At 48.8% G+C, this 15,954-nt stretch carries 14 protein-coding genes; 7 read left to right on the forward strand and 7 right to left on the reverse strand.

Translation table 11 applies throughout. The features are described from left to right. The first annotated feature begins 104 nt into the window (after nt 1–104). The 4 genes from OXH18_RS23220 to OXH18_RS23235 all read left to right on the forward strand — a co-directional run bounded on the left by OXH18_RS23220 (nt 105) and on the right by OXH18_RS23235 (nt 4,469). Nucleotides 105–632 carry a carboxypeptidase-like regulatory domain-containing protein gene (locus OXH18_RS23220; protein WP_268609884.1) on the forward strand — a complete coding sequence of 176 codons (528 nt, stop codon included), beginning with the start codon at nt 105–107 and terminating at the stop codon, nt 630–632. A 636-nt stretch (nt 633–1,268) separates the two neighbouring features. After that, entirely contained in the window at nt 1,269–2,795 is a 1,527-nt protein-coding gene (locus OXH18_RS23225) for a glycosyltransferase family 2 protein (RefSeq protein ID WP_268609886.1), read from the forward strand. Nucleotides 2,796–2,830: 35 nt separating this feature from the next. Next, a complete protein-coding gene (locus OXH18_RS23230) occupies nt 2,831–4,162 on the forward strand; it encodes a 16S rRNA (cytosine(967)-C(5))-methyltransferase (RefSeq protein WP_268609887.1) in 1,332 nt (443 codons plus the stop codon). 52 nt (nt 4,163–4,214) lie between these two features. Further along, complete coding sequence (locus OXH18_RS23235) at nt 4,215–4,469, forward strand: hypothetical protein (protein WP_268609888.1); 255 nt, start codon at nt 4,215–4,217, stop codon at nt 4,467–4,469. 108 nt (nt 4,470–4,577) lie between these two features. On the opposite strand, the gene ndhD1 is transcribed toward OXH18_RS23235, so the two are convergent. The 6 genes from ndhD1 to OXH18_RS23265 form a co-directional block, all read right to left on the reverse strand. Continuing rightward, nucleotides 4,578–6,164, reverse strand: coding sequence for a photosynthetic/respiratory NAD(P)H-quinone oxidoreductase subunit D1 (ndhD1, locus tag OXH18_RS23240; RefSeq protein ID WP_268609889.1), 1,587 nt, complete (start codon nt 6,162–6,164; stop codon nt 4,578–4,580). 158 nt (nt 6,165–6,322) lie between these two features. Continuing rightward, a complete protein-coding gene (locus OXH18_RS23245; protein ID WP_268609890.1) occupies nt 6,323–8,395 on the reverse strand; it encodes an NAD(P)H-quinone oxidoreductase subunit 5 in 2,073 nt (690 codons plus the stop codon). A gap of 551 nt (nt 8,396–8,946) precedes the next feature. Next, nucleotides 8,947–9,336 (reverse strand): hypothetical protein, encoded by a 390-nt coding sequence (locus OXH18_RS23250; RefSeq protein WP_268609891.1) that lies wholly within the window; start codon nt 9,334–9,336, stop codon nt 8,947–8,949. A 275-nt stretch (nt 9,337–9,611) separates the two neighbouring features. Then, a complete protein-coding gene (locus tag OXH18_RS23255; protein WP_268609893.1) occupies nt 9,612–9,902 on the reverse strand; it encodes a TMEM165/GDT1 family protein in 291 nt (96 codons plus the stop codon). A gap of 34 nt (nt 9,903–9,936) precedes the next feature. Next, nucleotides 9,937–10,350: a TMEM165/GDT1 family protein gene (locus OXH18_RS23260; protein WP_268609894.1), complete on the reverse strand. Its 414-nt coding sequence runs from the start codon at nt 10,348–10,350 to the stop codon at nt 9,937–9,939. A gap of 82 nt (nt 10,351–10,432) precedes the next feature. Further along, entirely contained in the window at nt 10,433–10,783 is a 351-nt protein-coding gene (locus OXH18_RS23265; RefSeq protein ID WP_268609895.1) for a YkgJ family cysteine cluster protein, read from the reverse strand. A 195-nt stretch (nt 10,784–10,978) separates the two neighbouring features. Between OXH18_RS23265 and psb30 the strand changes: the two genes are divergently transcribed. Both psb30 and OXH18_RS23275 read left to right on the forward strand, forming a co-directional pair. After that, entirely contained in the window at nt 10,979–11,110 is a 132-nt protein-coding gene (psb30, locus tag OXH18_RS23270; protein ID WP_268609896.1) for a photosystem II reaction center protein Ycf12/Psb30, read from the forward strand. Nucleotides 11,111–11,703: 593 nt separating this feature from the next. Then, on the forward strand, nt 11,704–12,696 hold the full coding sequence (locus OXH18_RS23275; RefSeq protein ID WP_290428427.1) for a ribose-phosphate pyrophosphokinase: 993 nt from the start codon (nt 11,704–11,706) through the stop codon (nt 12,694–12,696). 181 nt (nt 12,697–12,877) lie between these two features. Here OXH18_RS23275 and OXH18_RS23280 read toward each other — a convergent pair whose 3' ends face one another. Beyond that, the gene (locus tag OXH18_RS23280) at nt 12,878–14,860 is read right to left on the reverse strand and encodes a sensor histidine kinase (RefSeq protein WP_268609897.1); all 1,983 of its coding nucleotides are present in this window, start codon (nt 14,858–14,860) and stop codon (nt 12,878–12,880) included. A 296-nt stretch (nt 14,861–15,156) separates the two neighbouring features. On the opposite strand from OXH18_RS23280, the gene OXH18_RS23285 reads away from it, so the two are divergent. Further along, nucleotides 15,157–15,837, forward strand: a complete 681-nt coding sequence (locus tag OXH18_RS23285) for a RibD family protein (protein ID WP_268609899.1) — start codon at nt 15,157–15,159, stop codon at nt 15,835–15,837. Nucleotides 15,838–15,954: the final 117 nt, after the last annotated feature.

Here is a 15,954-nt window from a genome sequence, read left to right on the forward strand (position 1 = left end):
CTCAACCAACTAAAGGGGGAGGTTGAGGTAGTAGAAGTTGGGAATTGGGAGGTGGAGAATTGATGTACAAAGTAAAGGGGGACGGGTAAGTGAGATTAAGTCGAATGCAATATGGTTCATTAGTAGCTTTCGCACTGGGGCTGTTTGGTTGTACGATCGCCATGCCACCTCAACATTCGATGGATTTTAATTCTGTGGCAAACAAAGCTGAACAAGATACGTCTCAACGGGCTGACGATCAAGGCATTCAAGGCACAGTGCAACGATTGACAGGTGACTTTATGCCGCGTATTGGTGAACCTGGTATTGGAACTCGATCGCCTCAAGCCCGTATTGAACCTGTGCAAACTACCGTTTGGATTTTTACAGGACGCATTCCCAGTCACGGCTCACCGCGTTGGGCTGTTAGTGAAGCTCAGCAGCATCCTGCCCTGTTACAACAGCTAGAAACTGATGCTAATGGCCAGTTTTCAGTGGCATTGCCACCCGGCGAGTATACGGTTTTCGCTCAATATGAAGACGAGTTATATTTGAATGGATTTTTGGGCGACGGCAGCTATGCCACGGTAGAGATAGAACCCGGACAAACGATCGAGGTTCTGTTGGAGAATACTGAAGCTGCCGTTTTCTAGTTTGATGGCGTTTGCTAGCAACGAATCACAACGTGAGAACAACTAGGTTGCCTTGTAAGAAACAGAGAGAATTGGAACCCTCTCAACCTCTTAAACGTTCTAAATGAATTATTTAGCATCACACAGGTCAAACTGTGTTAAGTGTTACACATTGTCCAAATTTCTACCTCGGAAGAGTTGCAGAAATTCTATAACTGAGTCAAAGTTCTTTTGTCCAACTGGCACTGTCTGGTTAGAGAAGAACGCAAAGATAGTAGTAGCATCGAAGTACTCCTTCTTCACCTGTATCGAAAACTGGCATGACCCGTGTTGACATAGTTGATTAGCTGTCGCATCTACAGCTAATTGGCAATGTTGCTGACATGGTTGTTCCGTTTCGTTCAGCTTTCAGATGGGTAGCATATTGCACCTGTCATGAGGCAGCGCGGTTAAATAGCAAACTACTGAATTGAAATGACATTCAATGCCCGTTTTATCTCAACTTCGATCGCCTGCTTGAAAATGAAAGATGTTCCGTGGGATCAACCCATTGACAATCAACCGATCGACATGGGTCAGGGTTGAAGTCGTTAGCGTTAAAGTTGGATGACCGGGATTGAATAGCGCTCAAACTTTGTCTTCAATATGGAGGGTTATGTGAGGAAGTGGTCGGCTGAACGCAAGAGGGCAAAAGCAAGAAATTGGTCGATCGAACTGAAGAAGGCGGCATTTACGCACGTTGTTTTGATCGGTGTTTCTACGTTTTTTTTCTATAGCCTCCGCTTGGCTGGGTGGGATTTGATTGACCTGCACCTAGCGATCGGTACGGTTTATTTGGTTGGCGCATTGATTCTACTATTGGAATCCTCTACCGCCATGTTTCGGCGCTTTGCCACCGATGCCTATAAACAGCAGTTAGCAGCAGGAACTCTCAATCCACTGCGTTATTCTCTTAAGGTGGCGCTGGGGATAGCAGGAGCGCGACTTCCGGTGTCTAAACACCCAGTTCCGCGCTGTTCATTAGTGATTGCGGCCTATCTTCCCAATGAGCAGGACATTATTTTAGAGACGATCGAACATATTTTGTTGAACGTTCATCGACCTCAAGCTGGACTTGAAGTTATTCTGTCCTACAACACGCCGATGGACTTGCCCATTGAAGGTAATTTGCGCTGCTTGGCTCAACGCTATCCAGAATTGCAGTTACTAAGAGTAGAAGGTAGTTGCTCTAAAGCTGAAAACCTCAATGCTGCCTTGGAAATTGTCACTGGGGAAATCACTTGCATTTTGGATGCCGATCATCATCCGGCTCCCGATTGTTTTGCGCGGGCTTGGCGCTGGATTGAACAGGGATATGATGTAGTGCAAGGGCGCAGCGTCATTCGCAATCATGGCCAAAATTTATTAACTGAAACGATCGCCGTTGAGTTTGAAATGATGTATGGTATTGTTCACGCTGCCAAATCATTTCTCACCGATTCCAGTATTTTTGGCGGTTCCAATGGCTATTGGCGCACCTCGGTGTTGCGGCAAATTCGCTTTAATCCGGTAATGCTGACTGAAGATATTGATGCATCAATGCGGACTCTGCTGACGGGATATCATATCTTGCACGATCGCAGCATTATCAGTACCGAACTGGCTCCTGTTGATATTCAATCTTTCTGGTTTCAGCGCAAACGTTGGGCCCAAGGCTGGCTGGAAGTGGCATTGAAGTATCAGCCGCGTATTTGGCAGTCGCACAAGCTCAATCTGTGGCAAAAAATCTTCTGGACGTATCTGCTGTGTTATTGCGAATTCTATGCTTTGATTGCTATTCAAATTATTCCGCTGGGGCTAAGCCTGTCGCTGTATCGCGGCACCATTCCCCCGGCGATCGACCAGTACCTCTGGTTTAGCACCCTCCTGACTTTCTTTAGCGGCATATATCAGACGTTGATGACAGCGAAAGTTGCTTCTACCCGCTACCCAGTCATCTATTACATCAAACATATGCTGCTGCTGGTTCCCTACATTTCCTTCAAAAATGTGATTGCCATGGTTGGTATTTATGATCTGCTGCGTGGTAATCATGATTGGTTGGTGACGCCTCGCGGAAAACAAGATCGCTATAGCTCTATTCTGCAAGAAGCGGCAATTTCCACGTCCGATACTTCCGCGATCGATTCTTCGGACCGGATGTAGTGGGGAGTTGGGAATAGGGAAGGGGGAAGGGGGACATGGGAAAGGATGCAGATCCTCGACAATTAGCATTTTTGGCGTTGCGATCGGTGCAGCAGGGAGCCTATGCCGATGTGGCGCTCGATCGAGTGTTGCAACCTCAGATGGCGGAGGTTGATCGGCGGTTAGTGACGGAATTAGTGTACGGCTGTTTACGGCGTCAGCGGACTTTGGATGTTTTGATTGATCAGTTGGCAACGAAGAAATCCCAGCCACCCGACTTGCGCTTAATTTTGCAGATGGGGTTGTATCAGTTGCGCTATCTGCACCAGATTCCTGCTTCCGCCGCCGTCGATACAACGGTCGAGTTGGCCAAGGAAAACGGGTTCAGAGGCTTAGCGGGATTTGTCAATGGACTGTTGCGTCAATATATTCGATTGCTGCCCACTCCGCTTCAGTTACCGGATGAGCCGATCGCCCGACTTGGCATTCAGCACAGCTATCCCGATTGGATAGTGGCAGTATGGCTCCAGCAGTTTGGGGAGGCAGAAACAGAGCGGTTATGTGAGTGGCTAAATCAACCGGCTCGCATTCACCTACGCATTAATCCGCGGCAAACGACGATCGATCAAGTAGAAGCGGCGATGCAACAGCAGGAAATTCAGGTACAGCGAATTCCTGGCTTACCACAGGCGTTGTGCCTACCGCCCAGTGTTGGATCAGTGCGATCGTTACCGGGATTTGCCGCTGGCTGGTGGGTGGTGCAAGATGGCAGTGCCCAGTTGGTCAGTCATTTGCTTGATCCACAACCGGGAGAAGTGGTAATTGATGCCTGTGCGGCCCCCGGCGGCAAAAGTACCCATTTGGCGGAACTGATGCAGGATCGCGGTACCGTTTGGGCCCTCGATCGCCATGCCTCACGGTTGAAAAAGGTGCAGGAAAATGCCGATCGGTTGCAACTTAGCTGTATTCGCACCTTGGTAGGGGACAGTCGCCGTCAACCTCAATTTGTTCGACAAGCCGATCGTGTTTTGTTAGATGCTCCCTGCTCTGGGTTGGGAACCCTGCACCGTCATGCCGATGCCCGTTGGCGGCAAACACCTGAAACCGTCACAGAATTAGCGCATCTGCAAACTGAGTTGTTGTCCGAGGCAGCAACCTGGGTCAAACCCGGCGGCATCCTAGTCTATGCTACCTGTACGCTGCATCCCGCTGAAAACGAAGCGATGGTTGAATGGTTTTTGGCCGAGCATTCCGATTGGACAATTGCTGGCCCACCTTCCTCTTCCTTGGCAGCTAGTTTGGTTGGCGATCGAGGTTGGATTAAAGTGTTACCTCATCAACACCAAATGGATGGATTCTTTATGATTAAGCTAGAGAAACAGCTATGAGACATGTAACGCTTTACCCCCTCTAATTTCTAACTCCTAACCCCCAACTTCCATGAGCTTCCTCATCTTTTTGCTCCTCGGCATCGCGATTCTCTGGCTAGGTCGTAAAGCCACTGATGATATTCCCGTGATTGCTGTCTCTCTTAGCAGCATAATTCTACTGATTTGGAGTTTTGCTATTGCACCGGCTTCAGTGCAACTGCTAGTGGAACTACCATTGGTAGGCATCGCTTTTTCACTATGTGTGCAGTGCTGTCGCTGTGAGGATGGGTCGTTGCCGCGATCGTCAGCCCGTCTCGATCGGTAGACACCCTTAAAAAAACCAACAGACATAAAAAAGAGGCAGGTTGGCTGCCCCTGGCATCATTGCTGAATCGATGGAATAAGTAGAACTCTCAATAAACTAACTTACAGGTCAGTGAATGCTGGGAGCTTCCAGAGGTCGCTGGGCTAATGGTCTCGATCGCATTTGTTGATCGGCTAGGGTGGTCAATGAGTTTTCTAACTTATCGGTAATAGCCAGCGTCTTCACATCATAAATTTGGGTGAGTAGCTTGGGATACAAGCCAATGCCAATGATCGGAATCAGCAGACAAGCAATGATGAACACTTCACGCGGCTCAGCATCAACCAAAACCTCGTGTTCGACTAGCTCTTTGTTTTCAGGTCCGTAGAAGATCTCGCGCAGCATCGACAGCAAATAAATTGGCGTCAAAATCACGCCTACGGCCGCCAATAGCACCACGATCGTCTTAAACACCAGTCCATAGGCATCACTAGTCGCAAAGCCAACAAACACCATCAACTCCGCTACGAACCCGCTCATACCCGGCAGAGCCAGGGATGCTAAGGAACAAGCGGTGAACATGGCAAAAATCTTCGGCATCTTCTTGCCCACGCCGCCCATTTCATCCAGGATTAACGTATGAGTGCGATCGTAGGTTGCCCCCACCAAAAAGAAGAGGCTGGCTCCAATCAAACCATGTGACACCATTTGCAGAATGGCTCCGCTCAAACCCAGATCGGTAAAGGACGCGATCCCAATCAGCACAAATCCCATGTGGGAAATTGATGAATAGGCAATCTTGCGCTTCAGGTTGCGCTGGGCAAAGGAGGTCAGCGCCGCATAGATAATGTTGACAATGCCCAAAATAATTAAGGCCGGCGCAAAATACACGTGCGCATCGGGCAACATCTCGACATTCATGCGGATCAACGCATAGCCACCCATTTTCAGCAGAATCCCTGCCAGCAGCATATGCACTGGAGCCGTCGCTTCACCGTGGGCATCGGGCAACCAGGTGTGCAACGGAAAAATCGGCAATTTCACTGCATAGGCGATTAGAAACGCGCCATACAGCAATAGCTGCATGTTGATGGGGAAGTCTTTCTGCATCAGCGATCGCATATCAAAGGTAACAGTGTCGCCGTAGAAGGCCATCGCCAAGGCTGCCACGAGAATGAACAGCGATCCACCTGCCGTATACAAAATGAACTTCGTCGCTGCATATTGCCGCTTCTTGCCGCCCCAGATTGACAGCAGCAAGTAAACCGGAATCAGTTCCAGTTCCCACATTAAGAAGAACAACAGCATATCCTGCACCGCAAACACCCCAATTTGACCACCATACATGGCCAACATCAGAAAATAGAACAGTTTGGGTTTGAGGGTAACGGGCCACGAAGCCAAAATTGCCAGTGTTGTGATAAAGCTGGTCAGCAGAATCAACGGCATCGACAGTCCGTCTGCTCCTACCGACCAGTTGAGATCGAGCGAGGGAACCCAGGCATAGCTTTCAAACAGTTGCATTCCTGGGTCAGACAAGTCATAGCGCGTGGCGAAGGCATAGGCTGTGATGACAAAATCAATTAAGCCCACGATCAAGGCATACCAACGCACAGTCTTACCATCTCCCTTATCCGGAACTAGGGGAATGAGGAGGGCTGCCACAATAGGCAAGAGTATAACCGTCGTCAACCAAGGAAAATCGGCTGTATTCATAGATGATTTGTTATGAAAATTCTTTGGGTGGTGTAGAGGATGGGAATAGTAACAACTGGCTTGGAGCAGGTTGATGACGCTAAAGCTACGCAGTATGAATACACGATTTAGTTTGTTCTCAACCTGCCCTACTCGATCGCCCGTCTGGAACCTCAGCTTTAGGTAATGCCAGACACGAGCACTAGGCCCAGCACAGCACCAAACACAATCAGCGCATAGAACTGAACCCGTCCATTTTCTAGGTACTTCAACCCTTCCCCTGTCACCAGTGTCACAAACCCTGCCAAGTTAACCAGTCCATCGACAATGCGCACATCCACTTCTAGTACCTGTCTCGCGAGGCGACGGCTGCCCTGCACAAACAGAACCTCGTAAATATCATCGAAATACCACTTGTTCAACGACAGGTTGTATAGCGGCTTGATGGTGTTGGCGATCGCCGCCGGGTCAATCTTGCCGCGCAGATACATCAATGAAGCCAGCGTAATGCCAATCAACGAAATGCCGACCGAACTGCCACCCATAATCAGGAACTCAGCTAGATCGACTTCCGAAGGAATGCCTTCAATCACTTCGCCAGGTGGATGAATGAATGCTTCAAAGTAGTTAGCGAAGGGAGTTCCTACCAAGCCAATGAAAATTGATGGAATCGCCAGAGCAATTAGCGGAATCGTCATGCTCCAAGGAGACTCGTGCGGCGAATCGCTGTGATGACCGTGGTCGTCATGATTATCACCATGGGTGTCTGCGTCCATCGTCAGTTCTTGTGGGTTCATTGCTCCCGGCCCCAGCGATAACCCCATTTTTTGGAGTTGCGCCACCTTCAACTGCCGCTTGATCTCACCATCATTGCCCCGGAAGGAGCCTTCAAAGGTGCTGAAATACATGCGGAACATGTAGAAAGCGGTAATGCCTGCTGTCAGCCAGGCCACCCCCCACATCAGCGGATTCACCTCGAAGGTGGAGCCAATAATTTCATCTTTCGACCAAAATCCTGCAAACGGTGGAATGCCGCAGATCGCCAAATTGCCAATCAAGAAGGTAATGGCAGTAATGGGCATATACTTGCGCAAACCACCCATTAAGCGCATATCTTGTGCCAACGCGGGATCATGTCCTACCACGCCTTCCATACCGTGAATCACTGAACCTGATCCCAGAAACAGCATGGCTTTGAAATAAGCGTGGGTCATCAGGTGAAACAATCCGGCACCGTAAGCTCCAACCCCCATTGCCATTACCATGTAGCCCAACTGCGACATGGTAGAGTACGCGAGTCCCTTCTTGATATCGTTTTGGGTAATAGCGATCGTCGCACCAATGAAGGCGGTGACAGTTCCCGTCCAAGCAATCACCGTCATTGCCGAGGGAATATGCTCAAACACAGGATACATGCGAGCAATTAGGAACACCCCGGCTGCCACCATTGTTGCAGCATGAATCAGAGCGGAAATTGGCGTGGGGCCTTCCATCGCGTCAGGCAACCACACATGCAAGGGAACCTGTGCCGACTTGGCCACCGGACCCATGAACACCAGCACCGCAAAGAAAGCGGCCAATCCGCCCCCGATCGCTCCGGTTTGCACTAGTTCCAGCAATCGATCGCCCATGATTTCAAAGTCAAAGCTGCCCGTGGCCCAAAATAGCCCCAACATGCCCAGCAGCAAGCCAAAGTCACCGACGCGGTTGGTCACAAAGGCTTTTTGACAGGCATCAGCAGCGGCTTTGCGATCGTACCAGAAGCCGATCAAGAGGTAGGAACACATGCCCACCAATTCCCAAAACACATACACCTGCAACAAGTTAGGGCTGACGACCAGGCCCAACATGGAGGAACTGAACAAACTAAGGTATGCATAGAAGCGAACATAACCGGGATCATGCGCCATGTAGCCATCGGTGTAGATCATGACGAAGAAGGCTACTGTTGTCACAATCACCAACATCAACGAGGTGAGGTGATCGACCACATAGCCCATCGTCAGTCGAAAATCTCCCGCTGCGGCCCACTCAATCGATCGAGCATAGGGAGCATGTCCGTGAATTTGACTCCACAACAGCGCAAACGACAGCACCATCGTTGCTCCCATCAGAGAAACGATGAAAACTGCACTTGGTTGACGTAATTTACTCACGGTCTTGCCGTAAGAGATCAGACCTAAGCCTAGGATCATCGCCCCTGCCAGCGGCAGGACGGGGATTAACCAGGCATACTCATATATAAATTCCATGACTCACGCCTACTTCAAAGCATTCATTCAAGTTGGCAAAACCGTCTACATTGTGACATACACGCGCTTAAGAAGTTTCTTAAACCAACGTAAAGTTGCCTAAAGTCGCTTTCTATTCTACATAGTGTGATATGGCAAGTTCGTCTACCATACGTCTCAGTGTGGATGTTTCAGCAAATTTAGACTGTTCATAGACAACACCATACACGGGGATAAGGGAATCGTTTGATGCTGTTGCTGAACACAATTCCCTTGGAGACATTAAGGATGTTTATACCTGAAGGCACTAGCAGGGCTAAAGCAAGCTTCTCTCAATCAAGTTTTGAATGAGGCGATCGATATTTAGAAGACTTAGGAGACAAGGAGAATCAGGAGTTGATCCAGCGTCACAATCTGGAAGAGCAAAGTTAAAAGTTAATAATAAAGCAAGGCGCAATCAGAAAAAGAAGTAAGGGCACACATTTACCCGTGTGCCCATGTTCACCACCCAAAACTATCAATTTTGTTAGCAGGAGCGTAGATCTTGTCCTGATTCAAACTCGCAATGGATGCTATGCCAAGGTCTCAGGACAATATCCCAAGCCTTGTACAAACTGCTTGCGAAACTCTTCAATCTCTTGGCGATCGGGATGTCCATGAGACACAACAGCTACTTGATATCGCCGCATGACTTCCACCGGAGACTGTCCGGTTTCTAGCCCCCAAAGCGCCATTCTGACGCGGATCTCTGGTTCGTAAGAAATTCCTAGTTCGTTTAGGAAGGCACGAAAGTCCTTATCTTCCTGTGGATCTAACGGGCGATGCAATTTAATTTTGACAACCCATCCGTCAATCTGGTGAATGACGGTCATGAAGCGAACTGGAAGCCAGGGCATAGTATGGAGGTACTCAACTACCCTCAACGTTAAACTGGCATTCGCAAGGTAATAGAGGTAGTCCACGATCGGCACTCTCGGCAAATGCTACAGTTCTATCTTCGCTAGAAGCGACCTGCTCTACTAGGGGAGAAGCCCCCGACCTTATATGGGTGGATTTACCCAATCTATAAGAAAGCATTAATTTTAGCCGCAAGACGCTTCAACGCACCTTTTGCCTATTCCTAAAGCTTAGACAAAGCAGGGTTACGAGGTAATTTTGAGGCGTTGGGGTTGATTGAACGGATGAATTAATTAAGGTAAAAATGCCTGGCTATACTCTGTAGACGTTGCCGCAGACTTTAGTCTTCAGCCACTTGCGACTCTCCGACCCACAAGAGCTTTACCGCCATCAACGCAAATCCGATCGCGGCAACCGCTTTGACCCAGCGGGTCGGCAATAGCTGCGACGCCCCTCCCCCTAGTACTACTCCCAAGAAACTGGCTAGTAACAGGGCCGCTGTGGTTCCCAAAAATACAGCCCGCAATGATTTTCCCTTACCGCTGAGAGCGATCGCTGCCAGTTGGCTTTTATCACCTAGCTCTGACAAAAAAACCGTGATAAAACTTAGACCTAACAAATGCCAGTCCATGCTCTTTGTTCCTCGTTCTGGGCAATTTTTGAGTCTATCCTTGCACCACGTCCCACAGCAGCATCACAGCAATCAGTAACAGCATCGCACCAGCAGCGGTTTCCAGCGTTCTGGTTGATATCCGCTTCGATAGCCAATGACCGAGCCATACCCCTAATAAACTAGTAGCCACCAAAGCGGCTCCGGCTCCTAGAAACACGACCCAAGGAGATTGAGACTCGGCACTCATTAACAGAGTTGTGACTTGAGTTTTGTCGCCGAGTTCTGCTAGAAAAATTGTGATGAAGGTAGACAAAAAGACTCGAAGCGCTTGGCGAAAATTGTTCTGCTGTACCGGGGGCGAAAGTTGAACATTTGCAGAGTGGGAAGAAGGAGGAGACGGCAAAGAATGCGTAGGAGAACCCTCCAGGGTGGGAGTAGCAGACCGAGAAATCACAGATAGTTCCACAGGCAGCAAACCTAGGCTAAGTTTTTCATATTCCTTTCATTTTTTCATACCCCTACAGCAAAGTGCAAGATCGTTCCGCCATTTAAATCCCTACAGCGCGATCAAACCGCAAAAGTTCCAAACTGCGATCGCCATAGACTCCTTCAATTTGCTGACGGCAACAGTCAATAGCAAAATCATTCAATTCTTCCGGTTCAATATCATAGAGGTCCTTAAAAACCTCGGTTTCTACCCGACAAAAACGCGGCCGATCGAAATAAATGTTGCACTGTCGAGTCTCGGCATTGAAATGAATACACCAGCCGTCCTTCCCCACTAAGCTGAGGTACTGCTCTAATTCGGCTGGAGTGAGATAGTGATCCAAATCTGGCCGATCGATCGGATCAAGATGGCAGCAAGCGCCGCACTGTTTTACACACTGCCAAGTAGCCATACGGTTGATTTCCTTACTAACGCTTAATCTGCTCAACGAAAAACGGCGAAAAATTTCATTCAAAATTCCACCGTTAAAAACCCACTTCTACCTGAGAATGGCCGTCCGCTTACCGGGTACAATATGAGACAGACATTACTCGTCGAAACATCACTTAATAACCCTTAGTAAAGATAGTGGGACTTGGGAGGAACAATGGATTTCATTACAAACATAGCTGGCGGTATCAATTGGGAAGTTATTGCTCAACTAACAATGTTGGCGCTCATCGTCATTGCTGGCCCCGCCGTTATATTTGTGTTGGCATTTCGGGGTGGCGATCTGTAAATTGCCTGCCTTTAATCTAATTTCTGACCTGAGTTGTTCTCAAGGTTGAATCAAATGGCGTACTTTCAGCTTAAGCGATACATCGGTTTCTTGACAGAATTCGATCAAGTACACCATTCGATTCAACACGATCCAATTCAACCAAGCAATAGTAAGAGATGCAAGGTTGAGTCTGACATCTGAGGCTGGAGGGAGTTGTGGTAAGGATAGTTGCTCTGACAGAAGGCTCCCTCTTTCAATTCTTGAATTAACACAGTTTCAAAGGGTCGCCTGGAAACTAGCTGGCAGTGGCTGAGCCTAACTGCTGTAAAAAGCAAGCTCCAATTACAAGCTCCAGCCAAGCGAGTTGAACTTAAGGGGCAATCCTTAGAAAATAGCAAAGTATTACTAATTCTTAAACTTTTAAAGCATTAATGATAGGTGAGGCCTTTAAGAGAGCTTGTGGCATTTAGATGGAACTGTTCAAACGTTGCAAGCATAAATTATGCTGAGCTACAGAAAAAGCATCGCGTTTAGTATCCGAGAAAACTACAAGAGATGTTTATCGACTATTGGTGCTAATATTTCGGTGACTATCACGTCGAGGACCTGTTGTGATCCGCACTGCCACTCCTCCTCTCCAGCATCCCCTGTCTCACATTGCCGACAATAGCCGCCTTCGGTTGTTCTCTGGTTCGGCAAATGTAGCACTTTCTCAGGAAGTTGCTCGCTACCTAGGCATGGATTTAGGGCCGATGGTGCGCAAACGTTTTGCGGATGGGGAAATTTACGTTCAAATTCAAGAATCGATACGCGGCTGTGATGTTTACCTGATGCAGCCCTCTTGTTACCCGGTTAATGATCACCTCATGGAATTGCTGATCATGGTCGATGCCTGTCGTCGAGCTTCGGCTCGTCAGATTACGGCGGTCATTCCTTATTATGGCTATGCTCGGGCCGATCGCAAAACCGCTGGGCGCGAATCAATTACGGCGAAACTGGTCGCCAACCTGATTACCGAAGCAGGAGCTAGTCGAGTTTTGGCCATGGATTTGCATTCTGCCCAAATTCAGGGATATTTCGATATTCCTTTCGATCATGTCTATGGGTTACCTGTGATTCTTGACTATCTGTTGAGCAAGAATCTAGATGATCTAGTAGTAGTATCCCCCGATGTGGGAGGCGTGGCTCGTGCTAGAGCTTTTGCCAAAAAACTCAATGATGCGCCCTTGGCGATTATTGACAAGCGTCGGCAAGCTCACAATGTGGCTGAAGTTCTGAACGTGATTGGGGATGTAGAAGGGAAGACCGCCATCTTGGTAGACGATATGATCGATACGGCTGGCACGATTTGCGAAGGGGCAAGGCTGCTACGCGACAGTGGAGCCCGGCAAATCTATGCGTGTGCCACTCATGCGGTGTTTTCCCCGCCTGCTGTGGAACGGTTGGCCGCAGGAATTTTTGAAGAAGTGATTGTTACGAACACCATTCCAGTTCCTGAGGAGAAGCAGTTTGCTCAACTGACCGTTCTGTCTGTGGCAAATCTACTAGGCGAGGCGATCTGGCGCATCCATGAGGATAGCTCGGTGAGCAGTATGTTTCGCTAGAGAGTCGCCTTGAAATAGGTCAACGGGCTGGTTGACTGACCAATCTTTGCCCGATCTTTTTTCCCTCATCCCTCATCCCTGCTTCCACAAGGGGCGAAGGGACAGCAAAGCGTAACCCCGGAACGAAAGCCCCTCTCCGGCTTCCTCGATGGGAGTTTAACTGACGTTTAGTTTTGATCCGTTAACCGATCGCAGAAGGTTCACTGATGGGCTGGCTATCTTGAATTGGTTCAAGCTGAGGCGGTTCTACAATGGGCATGGCAATTGTAACTGTAGTGCCGTGCCCCACACCGTCACTGTAAAGGGTGATTTGCCCACCCATCATCTCAATCAGGTTGCGAGAAATGGCCAGCCCCAACCCGGTTCCTTCAAACTTACGGGTAGTGGTGCCATCGACCATCACAAAGGGGCGGAATAGCTTGTGCTGTTGGGTGGGGTCAATGCCAATCCCTGTGTCTTTAATGGCCATAATTACCCAAGGTTTGGAGGTAGCGCTACCCATTTCGCTACGTTCGCCATTGCGTTCACTTAAAGGGGGATGAGTCGTCAGTTCTGTTCGGACATTAATGCTGATGCCGCCCTGATCAGTAAACTTAATAGCGTTGTAAATCACATTTAAGAGCACCTGCTTTAGCCGGGCCGGATCGGCCTGCACCAAGATCGACTCCGTTAAGGGGGTCGCAGTGAGATGCAACCCCTTTTGCTGTGCCTGCACAATTTCCAAATCGATCGCCTCCTTCAGAATCTGTCGTAGGTCGATCGTTTCAATGGTTAGAGGGAGTTTTTTCTCTTCAATCCGCTGAATATCCAAAATATCATTGATGATTTTCAGCAGGTGAATGGCTGCTTTGTCCGCTTGATCCAAAAACTCTACTTCCTCTTCGCGGGTATCGCAGCAATCATCTTTCACTAGACGAATACAGCCGATGATGGCATTCAGCGGAGTTCTCAACTCATGGGACGTATTGGCCAAAAACTCGCTTTTGAGTTGATTAGCGGCTCGTGCTTCTTGCCAAGCAGACTCTAGCTCTTTTGCCCGTTCTTCTAAACGCCCTACCATGCTGTCAAGCACTTCCGCCAAGTTATTGAGTTCGCGAATGCGGAAGTTTTTGGGTGCTCGTTCTTGGGGATTACGCTTATGAATGCGTAGAGCATATTTGCCTAATTGCTCGATCGGCAGCGCCAAGTCTCGGGCCATATAGAGCATTGCCAACAGATGAGCAGCCAACAGCCCTGCCGTGAGAATCAGCAAGACTTGGGTAATTTCCTTTAGACCTTGTAACGCGCTATCTAGGGGTGTTACAGACAGAACTGTCCAGGTTTGGGTAATGCCCGGAGCCGTCGTAATGTTAATCGGGCTAAATCCAGCGAGCCATTCTACTCCATCAAAATCAATGAACCCGTACAAATGGCGAGTGCCCGGTGCTCCTCGCATTGCGTTGCTTAAGATTTCTTGAAAGCGATCTTCTCCAGGCTGGTAGGAAATGTTTTGCCGCACGCGATCGGCCATTGGATGGGCTAGAAACGTGCCGTTGGCGTCCATAATCACGGTATAGCCCTGTAGCACCCAAGGGTCTACATTTTCAATTTGTCGGATAATGGTCTGTGCCGTCAGGCTATAGCGCAGATTGCCACTAGGATCGTATACGGGAATGCCCATCACCAAATTCAATTGGCTAGTAAAGTCAGCTTGGTCGGGCGGATTGATGCGGTTGAGAGTCAATGTGTAGAGTTGCAAGCGATCGGGAGCCGCTGTTTCCCGCCGATTGGTCCAATTGCGGGTTGAGATTGGATCAAACACCCGATTGCCACAAGTGCTGGCAATTAAGCGATTGGTGCTCAAATCTCGCAGTTGCAGGCAGCGGACATCGGTGGGTAGCTGGGGCTGTAGCTGGGTTAATAGCACCTTTGAAGAAACGGGTGAGCCAAATTGCAACGCTGCTGTTTCACTGGCGATCGCTAAGCTGGTCTGAAGGGCTTGAATTTCACTATTGATGGTTTCTGCTTTCCGCATCGCGCTCTGTTGCAGGTTAACGCGGGCTGTATTCAGCAAACTGGTACGAGCTTTGCGAAAGGTGACAGCCATCCCCAAAAACAGAATGGGAATGCTGAGTAGCAGAATCCGTAGAAGTAAAATCCGGCGAAAGGAAGACTGACCAAACATAACGATGACCACTTGATCAAGGTGAGGCAATATCCTCCAAAAAGAAGATAAACCCGCGTACTTTAAACAGTAGAGTAATATTCAAATTACTCTTCATAAGTAGAGATTAATACCCATTTGTCTTAGATGAGGGATACTTCTACGGATGAGCGTCTGTTCTTAAAGGATTCTTCATTTACATCAGCCAATCTTAGATTTTAAGCGAATCATTGAGAATTACTCCTGACTAGCCTGTTTTAAACTCCAAGCCCTGGGATGGAAATTCTGACGGCGATGTCCCCCATATTTTTATCTCTATGCGTCCTCATACAACCGTTGTTTTAGCAATGAGTGCCGACGGCAAAATAGCAGATGCTTGGCGATCGGCGGCTCGGTTTGGCTCTACGGCAGACAAACGTCATCTAGAAGCGCAAGTTGCCCAAGTAGACGGAGTGCTATTTGGAGCGGAAACCTTGCGGGCCTATGGAACCACGCTCAGGGTATCTCAGCCGGATTTGCTTCAGCAACGGCAGCACCAAGGGCGGCCTCCTCAACCCACTCATATTGTTTGTTCACGATCGGCTCAACTCAACCCGGACTTTCCGTTCTTTCGACAAGCGGTTCCCCGATGGTTAATTACGACCACCGCCGGAGCCAAACTGTGGTCATGTCGCCCTGAGTTCGATCGTATTCTCGCTCCATTTCCACCGAATGCGCAACTAAACTGGGTCTTAATTCTCGAACAACTCGCTGAGCTAGAACTTAAAACCCTGGCAGTTCTGGGTGGAGGACAACTAGTTGCCTCCCTACTAGCAGCCGAATGTATCGATGAACTCTGGCTCACCGTATGTCCCCTGATTCTAGGTGGCACGAATGCCCCGACTCCGGTAGCGGGTGATGGGTTCCCTGCGAAGCTAGCTCCCCGTTTAAACTTGCTATCTGTTCACACCCTAGATCACGAAGTTCTGCTGCATTATTCTGTGAAACGAGAATCCTAACAAGCTTCCTTCCACCTTCCCTGCCCCTGAATTTCCCATCTCTCTTCTACTTGTTTCCAATGGTAGAAGCTACTGCATTATCTGCCTATGTCTCTCGAGCGATGGTGACTTGACAGA

The sequence above is a fragment of the Thermocoleostomius sinensis A174 genome (assembly GCF_026802175.1).
GTDB lineage: Bacteria > Cyanobacteriota > Cyanobacteriia > Elainellales > Elainellaceae > Thermocoleostomius > Thermocoleostomius sinensis.

Excerpts from the sequence above, each read along its gene's own strand:
- OXH18_RS23265 (WP_268609895.1), bottom strand. The coding sequence starts at position 10,783 with ATGGCTACTTGGCAGTGTGTAAAACAGTGCGGCGCTTGCTGCCATCTT.
- OXH18_RS23230 (WP_268609887.1), top strand. The coding sequence starts at position 2,831 with ATGGGAAAGGATGCAGATCCTCGACAATTAGCATTTTTGGCGTTGCGA.
- ndhD1 (WP_268609889.1), bottom strand. The coding sequence starts at position 6,164 with ATGAATACAGCCGATTTTCCTTGGTTGACGACGGTTATACTCTTGCCT.
- OXH18_RS23235 (WP_268609888.1), top strand. The coding sequence starts at position 4,215 with ATGAGCTTCCTCATCTTTTTGCTCCTCGGCATCGCGATTCTCTGGCTA.
- OXH18_RS23280 (WP_268609897.1), bottom strand. The coding sequence starts at position 14,860 with ATGTTTGGTCAGTCTTCCTTTCGCCGGATTTTACTTCTACGGATTCTG.
- OXH18_RS23220 (WP_268609884.1), top strand. The coding sequence starts at position 105 with ATGCAATATGGTTCATTAGTAGCTTTCGCACTGGGGCTGTTTGGTTGT.
- OXH18_RS23255 (WP_268609893.1), bottom strand. The coding sequence starts at position 9,902 with ATGGACTGGCATTTGTTAGGTCTAAGTTTTATCACGGTTTTTTTGTCA.
- OXH18_RS23245 (WP_268609890.1), bottom strand. The coding sequence starts at position 8,395 with ATGGAATTTATATATGAGTATGCCTGGTTAATCCCCGTCCTGCCGCTG.
- psb30 (WP_268609896.1), top strand. The coding sequence starts at position 10,979 with ATGGATTTCATTACAAACATAGCTGGCGGTATCAATTGGGAAGTTATT.
- OXH18_RS23285 (WP_268609899.1), top strand. The coding sequence starts at position 15,157 with ATGCGTCCTCATACAACCGTTGTTTTAGCAATGAGTGCCGACGGCAAA.